A 16,132-nucleotide genomic window follows, 5' to 3' on the forward strand; every position below is an offset into this window, starting at 1 on the left:
TCTTGTTATATCAGTGTGAATTAAATATATCTTAATTATGTGAGTTTTAATGAAAATGAAAACCTTTAACAAAACACTTATTGCCAGCGTGCTGTTTGCGGGCTGCGCACATATGGCCTTAGCGGAAGTTACAGACTCGGCGGGGCAATTAATAGGTACCTTGCCCGTTTTAAAAGGCTCGGGTACCGGAGCTGTCGATCACAGCGTCACTTTTAATAACGGACACGAAAGTGGCTCCACTGCCGCGATGTCGCCGGGTGATAAAATTACGCTGAGCTATCTCTTTACGGATAAAGAGGGCGATACCGACAGCAGTAAAACCTCTATTAAATGGTTTACGTCAACGGACGGACATGGTGCTAATAAGATTGCATTAACTAACGATGGTAAGGAGAGCTATACCATTGCGGCGACAGATGCCGGGCGTTATCTGGGTGCAGAAATCACCGAGCAAACCTCTACCGGTACGCCAAACAAAGGTCAGACGATCACCATCAATGATATTAGTGTGAATGATTCAACCGATAATATTCCAGACGGCCCAATTGTCGGCGGTAATATCGGCGTCATGATTGTCGATTCCGCAGCGCCAACGGTTAACCTGATTGGTAAAGCGAACAGCCAGCTGCTCGTCGGCCATACCTACCAGTTCAAAATCTGGTATGACGCGAACAATAACAACGTCATGGATGCGGATGAGCTTGATGCATCCAGCAACTACAACTACAAGTGGGTCTTCGACGGCACCAGTGCGACGACAGGCACCGCGGGCGGTTATGCTGTCAGCAGCACGGACAACAAAGATCTGTCGATCCCGGAAACCAACGCCAGCGCGAAATCTATCTTCGCATCTGCCGGAGCGGACGGTGTCCAGGGCTATGGCCTGAAAGTGGATTATACGGCGAAAGTCAAAGCGGTTCTGAAATCGACCAAACGCAAATAATCGGCAACCGTCATGTCCTGAGCGCTTCGGCGCTCAGGACATAATAAAATCATGACAGACTCATTGCGTGGTAAAATGATGAAAATAAAATTTATTCACAGCCAGGTGGTGATGCTCATTGTATTACTCAATTTGGGTCGGGCAAGTGCCACGGATCTGACGGCGAGCGCCGGAATTATTAATGGAACACCCCCTGTTATTTACAATGACAAAAATGAACCGGGGAAAGTGAGTTTTCATCGAAAAAACGTTGTTGTGGATGATGATGACGAACTGGATATTAGTGATTCCATAGAATTATTATGGAAAGTGATGGATGCAGAGGGAGACCAGGAGGCGACGCTGCCCACGGTGGAATGGGTTTGCACTGATATAAATAACAAACAACATGTGTTGGCCAGCGGAGTCGATCATTACGATATTCTTCCTGACGATAAAGGTTGCACCATTGGTGTCAATATTACCCCCACAACTACCACGGGTATTCCTCGCGCCAATAATACCCTTTCGATAAAAGATATTAGCAACTACGACGTTGAAGATAATATTCCTTCCGGCCCCGTTAACCCGCATGCCATGAATATTATCAGCTATATTGTTGCGCCATTAAATCATGAAGCCGCGTACTATGTGACGGCAGATAAAAAACTGCAGACCGCCTTTGCGGGTGCGCAGATACAGCTCGAAACCGATAACGAGGCGGACCAGCTGGAATGGACAACCAGTAATTCCGCGATTGCCGAGGTGAGTGATTCGGGACTTGTCACTATCCATGCGAAAGGGCCGTTCAAAATCACGGCTCGCCATAATGAGATCAAGACCTCCATTATTTTTAATCCGCAGAAATTCTTCGTCTTTAGCGAAAAGACCAAAATGAACTGGTCTGACGCTAAAGCCTGGTGTGAGAATCAAGGTTATCGCCTGCCCGTCAATGACGATTTGTCTTCAGCGCAGGGCAAACGCGAAGTACCGAGCGGGGCGCTGTGGCAGGAGTGGGGCAGCAGCCTGGATGATGTCACCCACGCGGGTACGGTGTACTGGTCATCTGAAGAGGCGATTGCCGATGAGGATGCCTATTACTACATGTACACCGCAACGGGGCGTATCACGTCGAATACGTCTGATAAGACGGAAGGCGTGGCCTGTATCATGCCGTAAAGGAAGGTCAGCCGGGTGGCGCTGCGGTATGAACCGGAAACATGGGTAACACTTTAGACCGGATACATGGGTAACAGTTATAACTGGCATAGAAGAGGAGACTCACTATGCCCTGGACTGAGACCCGACCTATGCAACGCCTTGAATTTATCCGTGCCTGCCATGCAGGCGCGGACTCCTTTTCTGCCCTTTGCCGTCTCTTCGGCATCAGCCGCAAAACCGGCTACAAGTGGCTTCAGCGCTTTGAACCTTCTGACCCTTCCTCGCTCTTTGACCGCTCGCGGGCACCCCACTCCTCGTCCCGCTCTGTCCCGGATGACATCGCCGGTTATCTGACGGCATTACGGCAAAAACATCCGGACTGGGGGCCTAAAAAACTGCGGATGTGGTGTCTCAATCACGCTGTCGATTTTACCGTGCCCGCGGCCAGCACCATCGGCGATATCCTCAAACGCGAGGGCCTCGTACCGGATAAAAAACGTAAGCGCAGGACACCGGGAAATCGTCAGCCGCTGACCAGGGTCAGTGAAAACAATCAGGTCTGGAGCGCTGATTTTAAAGGCAAGTTCAGACTGCTGAGCAGGGAGTATTGCCATCCCTTCACCCTGACCGATAACCACAGCCGGTACCTCCTGAGCTGTCGCGGAACAGACCGGGAGAGCGAGCCGTTCGTTCGACAGTGCCTGACGGAGGCGTTCCTGGAATACGGGCTCCCGGATGTGCTCAGAACCGACAACGGCCAGCCGTTCGCCGGGACGGGTATCGCCGGATTAAGCCGTCTTGCGGTCTGGCTGATAAAGCTGGGTGTCAGGCCGGAGCGTATCCGGCTGGGCCATCCGGAGGAGAACGGACGTCATGAACGTATGCACCGTTCGCTGAAGAGCGCCCTGCGGCATGGCAATACCTTCATGACGATGGAAGAGCAGCAGCGCTGGTTCAGCCATTACCGGGAGGAGTTTAACCACGAAAGGCCGCATGAAGCCCTGGCGGGCGCAACGCCCGGAACGGTGTGGCAACCCTCAGGCCGGCAGTGGGATGGCAGGGTTCCTGAATACGCTTATCCGACAGGGGGTATGGTCTACAGAGTAAAATCGAGGGGCACACTGTATATGGGTAAAAAGGGGACGGTGTTCCTGAGTGAAGCCCTGACAGGCGAATGCATTATGCTGCAGGAACAGGATGATGGCCTGGAGGCCATCATCTTTAATGGAATAACGCTTGCGTACTACGACCGAAAAACCGAGAGTGTGGTCCGGATAGACTAGAAAGTGTTACCTATGTTCCCGGTCTGATCTGTCACCTATGTATCCGGTCATACACTGCGCTTACCCGGCCTACAAAACAATAGTTATGCAATCCGACAGGCGTCCGCTTCCCAGCGATATCCCACGCCATACACCGCGCGGATAAACGACTGATCGGCATCCAGCGCTTCCAGCTTACGGCGCAGGTTCTTGATATGGCTGTCGATGGTGCGGTCCGTCACCACGCGGTAATCGTCGTAAAGATGATTCAGCAGCTGTTCGCGGGAGAACACTTTCCCCGGCTCGTGAGACAGGGTTTTCAGCAGACGGAATTCCGCTGGCGTCAGGTCCAGCAGTTTGCTGCGCCAGCTCGCCTGGAAACGGCTTTCATCGACAATCAGCGGGCTTTCGGCGTCCAGCACCTGGAGTTCTCGCTGCGGACGGCAGCGGCGCAGAATGGTTTTCACACGGGCGACCACTTCACGCGGGCTGTAAGGTTTGCAGATGTAATCATCGGCACCGATCTCCAGCCCCAGCAGGCGGTCGATCTCCTCGATTTTGGCCGTTACCATCACGATCGGTACGTCGGAAAAACGGCGGATTTCGCGGCACAGGGTTAAACCGTCGGTGCCGGGCAGCATCAGATCCAGGAGGATCAGATGCGGCGGCGTCTGGCGCACGTACGGCAGCACCTGATCGCCGTGGTTAATCAGCGTAGGGGCATAGCTTGCCGCGCGTAAATAGTCGATCAATAACTGCCCAAGCTTAGGCTCGTCCTCCACGATCAGAATACGTGGCGTGTTTTCGTCAATGGGTAACTCAGTCATACTTCTCTCGATAAGTCGCGTTCCAGCGGTAGCTCTACTGTAATGCTAACCCCGCCAAAAGGCGAATGGGCGGCGCGGATGGTGCCGCCGTGCGCCTCGACGATGTTAACGCAAATCGCCAGCCCTAAGCCCGAGCCGCCGCTGGCGCGGTTGCGCGAGCCTTCGGTGCGGTAAAAGCGCTCGAACAGTTTTTCCAGCTGACCGTCCTGCACGCCCGGTGCGGAATCGGCAAAGGTCAGGGCGAAACGCCCGTCTTCCGCCCGGCCCGAAATGCGTAGCGCGCCGCCGCCGTCCGTATAACGCAGGCTGTTTTCCAGCAGATTGTTGAAGAGCTGCATCAGGCGATCCGGGTCGCCGAAGACCACGGCGCTGTCCGGCAGGGACAGTTCAATTTTCAGATTTCGACTGGCGAAGCGTTCGCGGAATGCGCCGCTGACCACCTCAAGAATATTGATCACATCGACCGGGGCTTTTTGATATGCCAGCGCTCCTTCGTCGGACATCGACAGCTGATGCAGATCGTCCACCAGCTTGGTGAGCGTACCCACTTCCGCTTGCAGCGAAGTGACGGACTCCGGCGTAAACTGGCGCACGCCATCCTGAATCGCCTCCAGCTCACCGCGCAATACCGCCAGCGGCGTGCGCAGCTCGTGGGAAATATCGGCCATGAAGTCCCGGCGCATCTGCTGGTTTTTCTCAAGGGTGCTGGCGAGCTGGTTAAAGTCCTGCGCCAGTTTGCCCAGCTCGTCCTGGCTGCGGGTATCCACGCGGGTGGAAAAGTCGCCTGCTGCCAGCTTATGCGTCCCTTCGACCAGCCGTTTGACGGGAGCCAGCAGGCCGCGCGCCAGCGGGAAGGTCGCCAGCGCGGCAAGCAGAGTCGACAGGGCGACAATCATCCAGCTGGTCTGTCGCTGCTGGCGATCGAAGTTAATATCCGTGTTGCGCGTCAGGCGCTCGACGGGCGAGGCGATGACCCACCCGACAGTGGCGCCGTTAAACGTGATGGCCCGCCTGGTCCCGTCCGGAGGTACCGGCGCGCGCGGGCCGACCAGCACGTATTTATCCTGATCGACCACCCAGAACTGAGTGCGCCAGCCGTGCGGCGGCATGCCCGGCCCCGGACGATCGTCGTCGTTATCGTGCTCAAGGGACTTGAGGATCTGGAATACAAAGCGGTCGTTGTTGCGCAGGAAACGCCAGTTGCCGTGCAGAGCATACTGATCGGCCAGCGCGTCGCTCAGGCCCTGCAATCGCTGTTCGTTCCCGCGCTTAATGTAGTCGATAAACCCGCGTTCGAAGCTGACCCGCACCGCCCAGTGCATGGTAATAAGCAGCACGATGCAGGTGGCAAAAATCGCCAGAAACAGCTTTCCTGTGATGCCGGGACGCCAGAATTTCATGACTCACTCCTTTTGCGTCGGCTGATGACGACGTTCTTGCTGGTATCATCCGGGACCCGGGCGAAGATAATGGCGGGCAGGGCGATAATCACCGCCATGCTGAGATAGGTGTAGAGGAATACCTGATGCGCGCCGCTGGTATCGACGCTCAAATGATGCTGGCCGTACATCCCGAGCAGCAGGCCCGCGACGGTAACGCCGACGCTCATGGAGAGCTGCATGATCATCGACAGCAGACTGTTGCCGCTGCTCGCCAGTTCATCCGGCAGATCTTTCAGCGTCAGGGTGTTCATCGACGAGAAGCGCGTCGAGTTAATCACCCCCTGGAAGAACAGCACCAGCGGCAGGGCGTAGTACCAGCCCATCAGCGCGACGGCCATAAACAGCAGGCTGACCAGCGCCAGCCCGAGCGTAGCGGCCACCAGCACGCGGCGATAGCCGAAGCGGTTGACCACCTGCACCACAATGCGTTTCATGCCCATGCTGCCGAGCACCATCGGAATCATCATCAACCCGGCGTGGAACGGCGAAAAGCCCAGCCCGATCTGCAGAAACACCGGCGTCATAAACGGCAGCATGCCGCTCCCGAGACGCCCGGCGAAGCTGCCGAACAGCCCGAGGCGGAAGGTGTGATTGCGAAACAGGGACAAGCTGAACAGCGCCTGGTCGTTATCCCTGGCGTGCCACAGATACCAGAGAATAGACAGCACGCCGATGGCAATGAGCAAGCCCAGCGTCAGGGGCGAAATCCCCAGCCCTTTTTGCCCGTCGAGGGCCAGCGTCAGCGTCGCCATCCCCGCCGCCAGCAGCACAAAGCCGAAGATGTCAAAGCGCCGGGTCTGCATTTTGTAGTTTGGCATCAGGGAGAGCGTGGCGATGGCACCGATAATCCCGACCGGGAGATTGATCAGGAAAATCCAGTGCCAGGAGGCGTACTCCACCAGAATCCCGCCCAGCGCAGGCCCGAGCAACGGCCCGACCTGGCCGGGCAAGGTGACGAAGGTCATCGCCGCCATATACTGCTCGCGCGGCACAATTTTCATTACCGTCAGCCTGCCGACGGGCACCATCATCGCGCCGCCGACGCCCTGCAGCACCCGCGCCATCACCAGCTCGTTCAGCGTGTCGGCCTTCGCGCAAAACAGCGACCCGAGCGTGAACAGCACGATGGCGGTGAAGAAGATATTGCGCACCCCAATCTTATCCGCCATCCAGCCGCTGGCGGGCAGCATCACCGCCACCGTCAGCACATAGGAGACAATCACCATGTGCATATGCAGCGGACTCTCACCCAGACTTTTCGCCATCGAGGGGAGGGCGGTGTTGACGATGGTCGTATCCAGCGACTGCATAAAGAAGCCGAAGGCGACAATCCATAACTGCCAGCGGACGTTACTTGGGAGATCAGTCATGTGTTTCGCTTACTGTCGTTCTGTTTTGACGTGAAAAACGCACCCTCAGACGGTCGAAGAACAGATACACCACCGGCGTCGTATAGAGCGTCAACAGCTGGCTCATCACCAGCCCACCGACGATGGTGATCCCCAGCGGCTGGCGCAGTTCAGAGCCGTCGCCGCCGGAAATCACCAGCGGCAGCGCGCCAAACAGCGACGCCAGGGTGGTCATCATAATCGGGCGGAAGCGCAGCAGGCAGGCCTGGAAAATGGCGTCCTGCGGCGACATATTGCCGTTACGCTGCGCGTCGAGCGCAAAGTCGACCATCATGATCGCGTTTTTCTTCACTATCCCTATTAATAGCATGATCCCAATGAGCGCAATTAGGCTAAAGGGCGCTCCAAACAACTCCAGCGCCAGCAGCGCGCCAACGCCCGCTGACGGCAGGGTGGAGAGGATCGTCAGCGGATGGACGTAGCTCTCGTACAAAATACCCAGCACGATATAGACCGTCGCAATCGCCGCCAGAATCAAAATCACCTGCGAGTTCATCGTCTGCTGGAACACCTGCGCGGTCCCGGCAAAGCTGCCGCGCACGGTGGACGGCACGCCGAGCTGAGTCATGGCGCGGTTGATGGCGTCGCTGGCCTCGGAGAGTGACGACCCGGTCGGCAGGTTAAACGACACCGTCGACGCCGCCGACAGCCCCTGATGGTTCACCGACAGCGGCGCATTGGCGGGCTGCCAGCTGGCGAAGTAGGAGAGGGGGATCGATTTGCCGTCGTTGTTGATGACGTACATCTTATCCAGCGCGCTGATGTCCTGGGTGTAGCGCGGATCGACTTCCATCACCACTTTGTACTGGTTCATCGGCTGATAAATGGTGGAGATCTGCCGCTGACCAAAGGCGTTATTCAGCAGGCTGTTGGCCGCTTCGACGTTAATCCCCAGCCGCGCCATGGTTTCGCGATCGTAGGTCAGGTTCATCTCCGCGCCGTTGTCCTGCTGGTCCGAGTTCACGTCGGCCAGTTCCGGCAGTGCCGCCAGCGCTTTACGGATTTTCGGCTCCCACTCGCGAAGCGCCGCCAGATCGTCCGACAGCAGCGTGTACTGATAGCTGGCGTTAGCCTGACGTCCGCCGACGCGGATATCCTGAACGGCCATCAAAAACAGATTCGCCCCCGGCTCTTTGGCGAGCTTCACGCGCAGGCGGTCAATCACCTGCTGCGCCGTCTCGTTGCGCTCGCCGCGTGCTTTCAGGGTGATAAACATCATCCCGCTGTTGACGCGCGACCCGCCGGTAAAGCCGGTGACGTTATCCACCGCCGGATCTTCACGAATGATCTTCATGAAATCCTGCAGCTTCACGCGCATCGCCTGGAACGAAATGCTCTGGTCCGCCTGAATCCCGCCCATCAGCACGCCCGTATCCTGCTCCGGGAAAAAGGTTTTCGGAATGCTGATATACATCCAGACGTTCAGCGCAATGGTGCCGACCAGCACCAGACCAACGATGCGCGTGTGGTTCAGCACCCATTTCAGTGACCGGCCATAGCCCTCCTGCATGGCTATCAGCAGACGGCCAAAGCCTTTTTTGCGCGGCTGCGAGTGGGGCTTGCTGCGCTTAAGCATCCAGCCGCACATCATCGGCGTTAGCGTCAGGGAGATCACCAGCGATATGCCGATGGCGACAGAGAGCGTGACGGCGAATTCGCGCAATAGCCGCCCCGGCAATCCGCCCATCAGCAGCAGCGGCAGGAACACCGCCACCAGCGACAGGCTCATGGAAAGCACCGTAAAACCGACTTCGCGCGTCCCCTGAAGCGCCGCCTGGAGCGGCTTCATTCCCGCTTCCAGATGGCGCGAGATATTTTCCAGCACCACGATGGCGTCATCGACCACAAAGCCGGTGGCGATGGTCAGGGCCATCAGCGACAGGTTGTTAAGGCTAAACCCGCACAGGTACATGGCGGCAAAGGTGCCGATCAGCGACACGGGCACCGCCACGGCGGGGATCAGCGTCGCACGGCCGGAGCGCAGGAACAGGAACACCACGAGGATCACCAGCCCGACGGAGATAATCAGCGTCTGCTCGACCTCCTCCAGCGATGCGCGAATGGTCGGGGAGCGATCCTGGGCGATTTGCAGATCAATCGCCGCCGGGATCGTCTCCTGCAGTTCCGGCAGACGCTCGCGGATGCTGTTCACCGTCTGAATGATATTGGCTTCCGGCAGCTTGCGGATCATCAGCAAAATGGCCGGTTTGGCGTTGGTCATCCCGGCGTTACGCACGTCCTGCACCGAGTCGGTGACGCTGGCGACATCGCTTAAACGCACCGCCGCGCCGTTGTTGTAGTGGATGATCAGCGGCTGATATTCGGCTGCGGTTTTGAGCTCGTCGTTAGTCTGGATCTGCCAGCGACGGCTGATGTCTTCGATGGCCCCCTGCGGCCTGCGCACGTTGGCATTGCTGATGGCCGTCCGCACGTCGTCGAGCGATACGCCCTGATTAAACAGCGCTTCGGGGTTCAGCCCCACGCGCACGGCGGGCAGGGAGCTGCCGCCGACGTCCACGTCACCGACGCCGTCGATCTGGGCGATAGTCTGCGCCAGCTGCGTCGAGGCAAAGTCGTACAGCTCGCCCTGGGAATAGGTGTCCGAGGTGAGCGTCAAAATCATGATTGGCGCGTCGGACGGGTTGGCTTTGCGATAGGTCGGACGGCTCGGCATTCCGCTTGGCAGAAGGCTTTGCGCGGCGTTGATCGCCGCCTGCACGTCGCGGGCCGCACCGTTGATATCGCGGTCAAAGTTGAATTCAAGAATGATGCGCGTGCTGCCGAGCGAACTGCTGGAGGTCATTTCGCTGACGCCTGCAATGCGCCCCAGGGAGCGCTCCAGCGGTGTCGCCACCGACGACGCCATGGTCTCTGGCGACGCGCCGGGCAGCGAGGCGCTGACCATGATCACCGGGAAATCCACCTGCGGCAGCGGGGCCACCGGCAGCAGCCGGAAGCCGAGCACGCCGCACAGGGTGATGGCGAGCGAAATCAGAATCGTCGCCACCGGGCGGTAAATGAAGAGGGCGAAAAACTTCACTTACGCCTCCTCTTCACGTTTCGGGAAGCGCGCCTTGAGTTTCAGCGCCAGATTATCAAACAGCAGATAAATCACCGGCGTGGTAAACAGGGTTAACACCTGGCTCACCAGCAGGCCGCCAACCATGCCGATCCCCAGCGGACGGCGCAGCTCCGCGCCGACGCCGGTACTGAGCATTAGCGGCAGCGCGCCGAGCAGGGCGGCCATGGTGGTCATCAGGATCGGGCGAAAACGCAGCAGACAGGCCTGGAATATGGCGTCGCGCGGAGCCATGCCCTGTTCGCGCTCGGCGGCGAGGGCAAAGTCGATCATCATGATGGCGTTTTTCTTGACGATCCCGATCAGCAAAATGATGCCGATAATCGCAATCACATCCAGCTCGCTGCCCGAGAGCATCAGCGCCAGCAGCGCCCCCACGCCCGCCGTCGGCAGGGTAGAGAGGATGGTGACCGGGTGGATAAAACTTTCGTACAGCACGCCGAGCACGATATACATCGCCACCACGGCGGCGACGATAAGCCAGATGGTATTCCCGAGCGCGGCCTGGAACGCCAAAGTGCTGCCCTGGAACTGGGTCTGGATATCGGTCGGGAAGTTGAGGGTTTTCTCAGCGTTCAGAATCGATTCCACCGCCTCGCCGAGGGAATAATCGTCCGGCACGTTAAACGAAATCGTCGTCGACGGGAACTGATCGAGGTGGTTGATGGAGAGCGGCGTGAAGCGCTGTTCGACGCTCGCAATGGCGCTGAGCGGCACAATCCCGCCGTCTTTGCTGGTCAGGCGAATCGAATCCAGCGCCGCCAGGCCCGGCGTCTGCTCGGTGTTGTGCTCCAGCACCACGCGATACTGGTTGGCCTGGGTGTAAATGGTGGAGATCAGGCGCTGGCCGAAGGCGTTATACAGGGCGTTATCGACATCGGCCATGGTAATGCCGAGACGGCTGGCGGTGTCGCGGTTGACGTTCACGTACGCTGCCAGCCCCTGATCCTGCCAGTCGCTGCTCACGTCCGACAGCTGCGGCAGTTCCTGGAGTTTACTCACCAGCTGTGGAACCCAGGTGCTGAGCGCCTCGAGGCTGTTGGCCTGCAGGGTGAACTGGTACTGAGTGCGGCTCACGGTGGTGTCGATGGTCAAATCCTGCGTCGGCTGGAGGTACAGCTCGACGCCAGGCACTTTCGCCACCGCGTTTTGCAGGCGCTCGATCACTGCGTTCACGCGATCGTCGCGCTCATCCAGCGGTTTGAGGTTGATCTGCAGGCGGGCGCTGTTGAGCGATGGATTGGTGCCGTCCACGCCAACAAACGAGGTCAGGCTCTCCACCGCCGGGTCTTTCATGATCACATCCGACACCTGCTGCTGGCGCTGGGCCATGCTGGCAAAGGACACGGACTGCGGGGACTGCAGCGTCCCCTGGATAATGCCGTTATCCTGAATCGGGAAGAAGCCTTTCGGGATCATCACCCACAGCAGCACGCTCAACGCCAGGGTACCCAGCGCCACGCTCAGCGTCGCCCACGGGTGATTCAGCACTTTCGCCAGCAGACGACCATAGGCGGCAATCACGCGTTCAAACAGGCGCTCAGAGGCGCGAGAAAAACGGTTTTGCTTGCGCAAAGATTCCGCGCTCAGCATGCGGGCGCACATCATCGGCGTCAGCGTTAGCGACACCACGGCGGAGATCAGGATCGCCACCGCCAGGGTGACGGCAAATTCGCGGAACAACCGGCCCACGATATCGCCCATAAACAGCAGCGGGATCAGCACCGCAATCAGCGAGAAGGTGAGGGAGATAATGGTAAAGCCGATCTCGCCTGCGCCTTTCAGCGCGGCGGCCAGCGGCTTCTCGCCTTTTTCGATATAGCGCGAGATGTTCTCGATCACCACGATGGCGTCATCGACCACAAACCCGGTGGCGATGGTGAGAGCCATCAGCGTCAGGTTATTGATCGAGAAATCGAGGAACACCATCACCGCGAAGGTGCCGACCAGCGAGAGCGGAACGGCGACGGCAGGGATAATGGTCGCCGGGACGTTGCGCAGGAAGACGTAAATAATCATCACCACCAGCGCAATCGCCAGCATCAGCTCGAACTGAGTATCGCTGACGGAGGCGCGAATATTGGTGGTGCGATCGGACAGCACTTTCACGCTAACCGACTTCGGCAGGGTCTCGATGAGCTGCGGGAGCATGGTGCGGATGCTGTCGGCGGTGTCGATAATGTTCGCGCCCGGCTGGCGCTGGACGTTCATCACGATCGCCTGCTGCTTGTTAGCCCACGCGCCAAGCCAGCTGTTTTCTGCGCCTTGTTCGACCGTGGCGACATCGCCGAGGCGAATCGGCGCACCGTTCTGATACGCCACAATCAGCTGGCGATATTCGTCGGCGGACTGCATCTGATCGTTTGCCGAGAGCGTGACCGCCCGCGCCGGACCGTCCAGCGAACCCTTCGCCGAGTTGACGTTGGCGTTGCTGATGGCGGTGCGAATGTTTTCGCTGGTTAAGCCGAGGGCGGCAATCGCCTGGGCGTTGAGCTTCACCCGCACGGCAGGACGCTGGCCGCCGGAGAGCGTCACCAGCCCGACGCCGGAGACCTGCGAAATCTTCTGCGCCACGCGCGTTTCCACCATATCTTCGACCTGGGTCATCGGCATGGCGGAGGAGGTGACGGCGAGGGTCATGATCGGCGGATCCGCCGGGTTTACTTTGCTGTAAACCGGCGGGTTAGGCAGATCCGAGGGCAGCAGGTTAGTGGCGGCGTTAATCGCGGCCTGCACTTCCTGCTCGGCCACGTCGAGGGGCAGCGTGAGCTGGAACTGTAGCGTCACCACCGATGCGCCGCCGGAGCTTTGGGACGACATCTGCTTCAGGCCCGACATCTGGCCAAACTGACGCTCCAGCGGGGCGGTGATCGCCGACGTCACCACATCCGGACTGGCACCGGGGTACAGAGTGACAACCTGAATGGTCGGATAATCCACTTCCGGCAGCGCCGACACGGGCAGAAAACGATAGCCGATAATCCCTGCCAGCAGGATCGCCACCATCAACAGGGTGGTGGCGACGGGGCGCATGATGAACAGGCGTGATGGCCCACCTGTGGAGCTTGGGGGCAACACCTGCATCAGGAAGCCGCTCCCTGTTTCGGGTGTTCACGTTTCGCCGGTTTAGCGCTGGTGGCGGTGTCGCTGTGGGCTTCGACCACTTCGACTTTGGCCCCTTCGGTCAGACGGTCAATCCCGTCCGTGACCACGCGATCGCCTGCGGAGAGACCGGCGGTGATGACCACCGTCTGGCTGTCCTGAATACCCGGTTTCACCAGATGTTTGCTGACTTTGTTGTCGCTGTTCAGCACCCAAACGAAGTTGCCTTCGTTACCCATCTGCAGCGCGGCGGTCGGGATCACCACCGCGTTCTCTTCGGTGGCGACCAGCATGCGTGCGTTGACAAACTGGTTGGGGAACAGAGCGTCGTCCTGATTGTTAAAGCGTGCTTTCAGCTTGATGGTGCCGGTGGTGGCGTCAATCTGGTTATCGAGGCTCAGAAGCTGGCCGTCGCTCAGTTTGGATTTGTTGGCGCGATCCCAGGCTTCGACCGCCAGTTTCTGGCCGTTCTTTTGCGCCTGAACCACGGTGGCAATTTCGCTTTCTGGCAGAGTGAAAACCAGATCAATCGGGTGCGTCTGGGTGAGGACCACAATGCCGGTGGTGTCGCCGCTGGAGATCTGGTTGCCGATATCGACCTGTTTCAGGCCGACGCGCCCGTCAATCGGCGCGGTGATGCGGCTCCAGTCGAGCTGCAGCTGCGCGCTGGCAACGGCGGCTTCATCGGCCTTGATGGTGCCCTGAGCTTCACTCACCAGCGACTGCTGGGTGTCCAGCTCCTGGCGGGAGACGAGATTGGTTTTCACCAGCTGCTGATAACGCGCCAGATCGCGCTGGGCGTTGGCAAGCGTCGCTTTGTCTTTGGCGAGCTGGCCCTGGGCCTGTGCGAGCGCTACTTTGAACTGGCTCGGATCGATTTCTGCCAGCAGATCGCCGGCTTTGACCTGCTGGCCTTCCTGGAAGTGGATCGCCATTAGCTGTCCGTCGACGCGGCTGCGCACGGTGACAGTATTCGCGGCGGTGACGGTGCCGAGCCCGGTGAGATAACGAGGAACTGATTTGCTGACCGCAGTTGCGGCCTGAACAGGCGCCAGCGCGCCGCCGCGCATACCGTGGCGTCCCCCGCCCGCAGGGCGCTGTGCCTGGCTGTTAGCACCTGCCGGAGCGGCGGTCTGCGCCGATTGATTATGCCAGTACCACGCGGCGGCAAGCGCCACCACAATGATACCGACGGCGATTGCCCAGCGGGATTTGTTGCTGCCTTTCATCGTTATACGTTCTCTTCCTGAAACACTTCGGGGAATGATACTAGTTTAGTCAGGCAACACCGTGGAATAATGGAGGAAATATGAAAGACTGTCTGGATTTGTCCGAGATAAAAGCAAACAGCAACCTATGGTTGCTGTTTTAGTGTTTTCTCCCTCTCCCACGGGGAGAGGGCTGGGGTGAGGGCATCAGGCCGCTCGGAGCGTTTGCCCGCCGGGTGGCGGCTTCGCCTTACCCGGCCTACAACGGCAAGAAAACCCCGTTCAACTGAACATCACCTTCGCCCAACGGGCCAAACCTGCGGTAACGGAACCAAAATCATCGCCACCGGCAATCGGAATGCCCGGCAACTGCTCCGCCAGCGCTTTTTTGATCAGCGGTGAACGGGCGCTACCGCCGGTCAGGTAGATTACGTCCGGCTTCTCGTTGCCGTTCTCCAGCGCCAGCTGGACCTGCTCCAGAATGCGCTGCAGCGGCTGCGTCAGCGCCGTTTCCAGCCCTTGCTGAGAAATCGCCGTCGCCAGCTCATCGCTGATAAAGGGTAACGTCACGGCGTGCTCGACTGCGTTCGAGAGGGCGATCTTGCTCTCTTCGGCGCTGCGTACCACGCGATAGCTCAGGCGCTGACGCCAGACTTTATGCAGCAGGGCCACTTTGTCGCCGTCCTGGGCGTCGCGCAACAGGTCATTAAGGAAGCGTCCGTTGGCGGTGCTGTAGAAATCGCTCTGCGCCGGAACATCGTTAATCGCCACGGCGTTCCACCACGGTAGAATCGGCAGCGCGGTGCCTTTTTCGGTCTGGCCGCCCATGCCGAGCAGCGGCATCAGGCTCTTAAACGCCAGGGCGATATCCAGGTCGTTACCGCCGACGCGGCAACCGCTGTGCCCTAACAGGCTGTTTTCGCGGTCACGGCGCTGGTGCCACTGCGGTCCCATCAGCAGCAGGGAGCAGTCCGTCGTACCGCCGCCGATATCCACCACCAGCACGCGTTTTTCTTCGCGCAGCGTGGCTTCAAAATCCAGCCCGGCGGCAACCGGCTCATACTGGAACACCACGTCGCGAAAACCAGCGCGATGGGCCGCGCGCTCAAGAATACCCTGTGCCTGCTGGTTGGCTTCATCGCCGCCCAGACCCTGGAAGTTGATCGGGCGTCCGATCACCGCCTGGGTAATGGTTTCAGTCACCTGAGTCTGCGCCTGGTTGCGAATGTGCAGCATCATCGCGCAGACAAGATCCTCAAACAGGGCTACCTGCTGTGGCTTCAGCCCGCTGGCACCGAGGAAAGATTTGGGGGATTTAACGAAGTAAACTTCTTCGGGATCTTCAATGTACTGCGCCAGCGAAGAGAGACCGAACTGCACGCTGGATGGCGTCACGTCGATATCTTCGTCGCGGTTGAAATTCACGGCACGACGCAGCAGCGCCTGCGTTTCCCCGGCAGTGGCCGGAACCTGATGATGGCGATACAGCCACTCGCTCACGGCTTCGCGCGTCGGGGCGCACAGCATCGACGGCAGCAGTGAACTCTCTTTTTCCATTTTCAGCAGACGGGGCTGATTGTCATCCATCACTGCCACTGAGCAGTTTGCGGTACCGTAGTCAAAACCAATAAACACTGACGTAATCCCCATGCCGTTGAGAAGGGGCGAGACTTTAGCGAAATGTCTCGCTCTCGACAACTGGAATATGAAAGCAAGGCAC

Annotated in this window: 10 protein-coding genes; 3 read left to right on the forward strand and 7 right to left on the reverse strand. The window is 58.8% G+C overall.

Annotated features, from left to right (window positions below; all coding sequences use genetic code 11):
* Positions 1-49 precede the first annotated feature (49 nt).
* The 3 genes from AC3WS9_RS07745 to AC3WS9_RS07755 all read left to right on the forward strand — a co-directional run bounded on the left by AC3WS9_RS07745 (position 50) and on the right by AC3WS9_RS07755 (position 3,366).
* Positions 50-943, forward strand: coding sequence for a SinI family autotransporter-associated protein (locus AC3WS9_RS07745; protein WP_492487623.1), 894 nt, complete (start codon positions 50-52; stop codon positions 941-943).
* 51 nt (positions 944-994) lie between these two features.
* Entirely contained in the window at positions 995-2,101 is a 1,107-nt protein-coding gene (locus AC3WS9_RS07750) for an Ig-like domain-containing protein (RefSeq protein WP_492487625.1), read from the forward strand.
* Between the two features lie 107 nt (positions 2,102-2,208).
* Positions 2,209-3,366, forward strand: a complete 1,158-nt coding sequence (locus AC3WS9_RS07755) for a DDE-type integrase/transposase/recombinase (RefSeq protein WP_492487627.1) — start codon at positions 2,209-2,211, stop codon at positions 3,364-3,366.
* Between the two features lie 83 nt (positions 3,367-3,449).
* Here AC3WS9_RS07755 and baeR read toward each other — a convergent pair whose 3' ends face one another.
* From baeR to yegD, 7 genes are all read right to left on the reverse strand, one after another.
* Positions 3,450-4,172, reverse strand: a complete 723-nt coding sequence (gene baeR, locus AC3WS9_RS07760; protein WP_100779592.1) for an envelope stress response regulator BaeR — start codon at positions 4,170-4,172, stop codon at positions 3,450-3,452.
* Positions 4,169-5,572 (reverse strand): envelope stress sensor histidine kinase BaeS, encoded by a 1,404-nt coding sequence (baeS, locus tag AC3WS9_RS07765; RefSeq protein WP_285158728.1) that lies wholly within the window; start codon positions 5,570-5,572, stop codon positions 4,169-4,171. The genes baeR and baeS overlap by 4 nt, the downstream gene beginning before the upstream one ends.
* Positions 5,569-6,984: an MFS transporter gene (locus AC3WS9_RS07770; RefSeq protein WP_282495031.1), complete on the reverse strand. Its 1,416-nt coding sequence runs from the start codon at positions 6,982-6,984 to the stop codon at positions 5,569-5,571. The genes baeS and AC3WS9_RS07770 overlap by 4 nt, the downstream gene beginning before the upstream one ends.
* Positions 6,977-10,063 carry a multidrug efflux RND transporter permease subunit MdtC gene (gene mdtC / locus AC3WS9_RS07775; protein WP_492487630.1) on the reverse strand — a complete coding sequence of 1,029 codons (3,087 nt, stop codon included), beginning with the start codon at positions 10,061-10,063 and terminating at the stop codon, positions 6,977-6,979. Before mdtC ends, AC3WS9_RS07770 begins: the two co-directional genes overlap by 8 nt.
* Positions 10,064-13,186, reverse strand: a complete 3,123-nt coding sequence (locus tag AC3WS9_RS07780) for an MdtB/MuxB family multidrug efflux RND transporter permease subunit (protein ID WP_492487632.1) — start codon at positions 13,184-13,186, stop codon at positions 10,064-10,066.
* Positions 13,186-14,433, reverse strand: a complete 1,248-nt coding sequence (locus AC3WS9_RS07785) for an MdtA/MuxA family multidrug efflux RND transporter periplasmic adaptor subunit (RefSeq protein ID WP_492487633.1) — start codon at positions 14,431-14,433, stop codon at positions 13,186-13,188. Before AC3WS9_RS07785 ends, AC3WS9_RS07780 begins: the two co-directional genes overlap by 1 nt.
* 261 nt (positions 14,434-14,694) lie before the next feature.
* Positions 14,695-16,047, reverse strand: coding sequence for a molecular chaperone (gene yegD / locus AC3WS9_RS07790; RefSeq protein ID WP_492487635.1), 1,353 nt, complete (start codon positions 16,045-16,047; stop codon positions 14,695-14,697).
* Between the last annotated feature and the right edge of the window lie 85 nt (positions 16,048-16,132).

The sequence above is a fragment of the Lelliottia sp. EB106-05-01-XG201 genome (genome assembly GCF_058791735.1).

Bases quoted from the DNA above. Each gene is read 5' to 3' on its own strand.
- AC3WS9_RS07745 (WP_492487623.1), top strand. From the start codon at position 50: ATGAAAATGAAAACCTTTAACAAAACACTTATTGCCAGCGTGCTGTTT.
- AC3WS9_RS07755 (WP_492487627.1), top strand. From the start codon at position 2,209: ATGCCCTGGACTGAGACCCGACCTATGCAACGCCTTGAATTTATCCGT.
- AC3WS9_RS07770 (WP_282495031.1), bottom strand. From the start codon at position 6,984: ATGACTGATCTCCCAAGTAACGTCCGCTGGCAGTTATGGATTGTCGCC.
- AC3WS9_RS07785 (WP_492487633.1), bottom strand. From the start codon at position 14,433: ATGAAAGGCAGCAACAAATCCCGCTGGGCAATCGCCGTCGGTATCATT.
- AC3WS9_RS07750 (WP_492487625.1), top strand. From the start codon at position 995: ATGACAGACTCATTGCGTGGTAAAATGATGAAAATAAAATTTATTCAC.
- baeS (WP_285158728.1), bottom strand. From the start codon at position 5,572: ATGAAATTCTGGCGTCCCGGCATCACAGGAAAGCTGTTTCTGGCGATT.
- baeR (WP_100779592.1), bottom strand. From the start codon at position 4,172: ATGACTGAGTTACCCATTGACGAAAACACGCCACGTATTCTGATCGTG.
- AC3WS9_RS07780 (WP_492487632.1), bottom strand. From the start codon at position 13,186: ATGCAGGTGTTGCCCCCAAGCTCCACAGGTGGGCCATCACGCCTGTTC.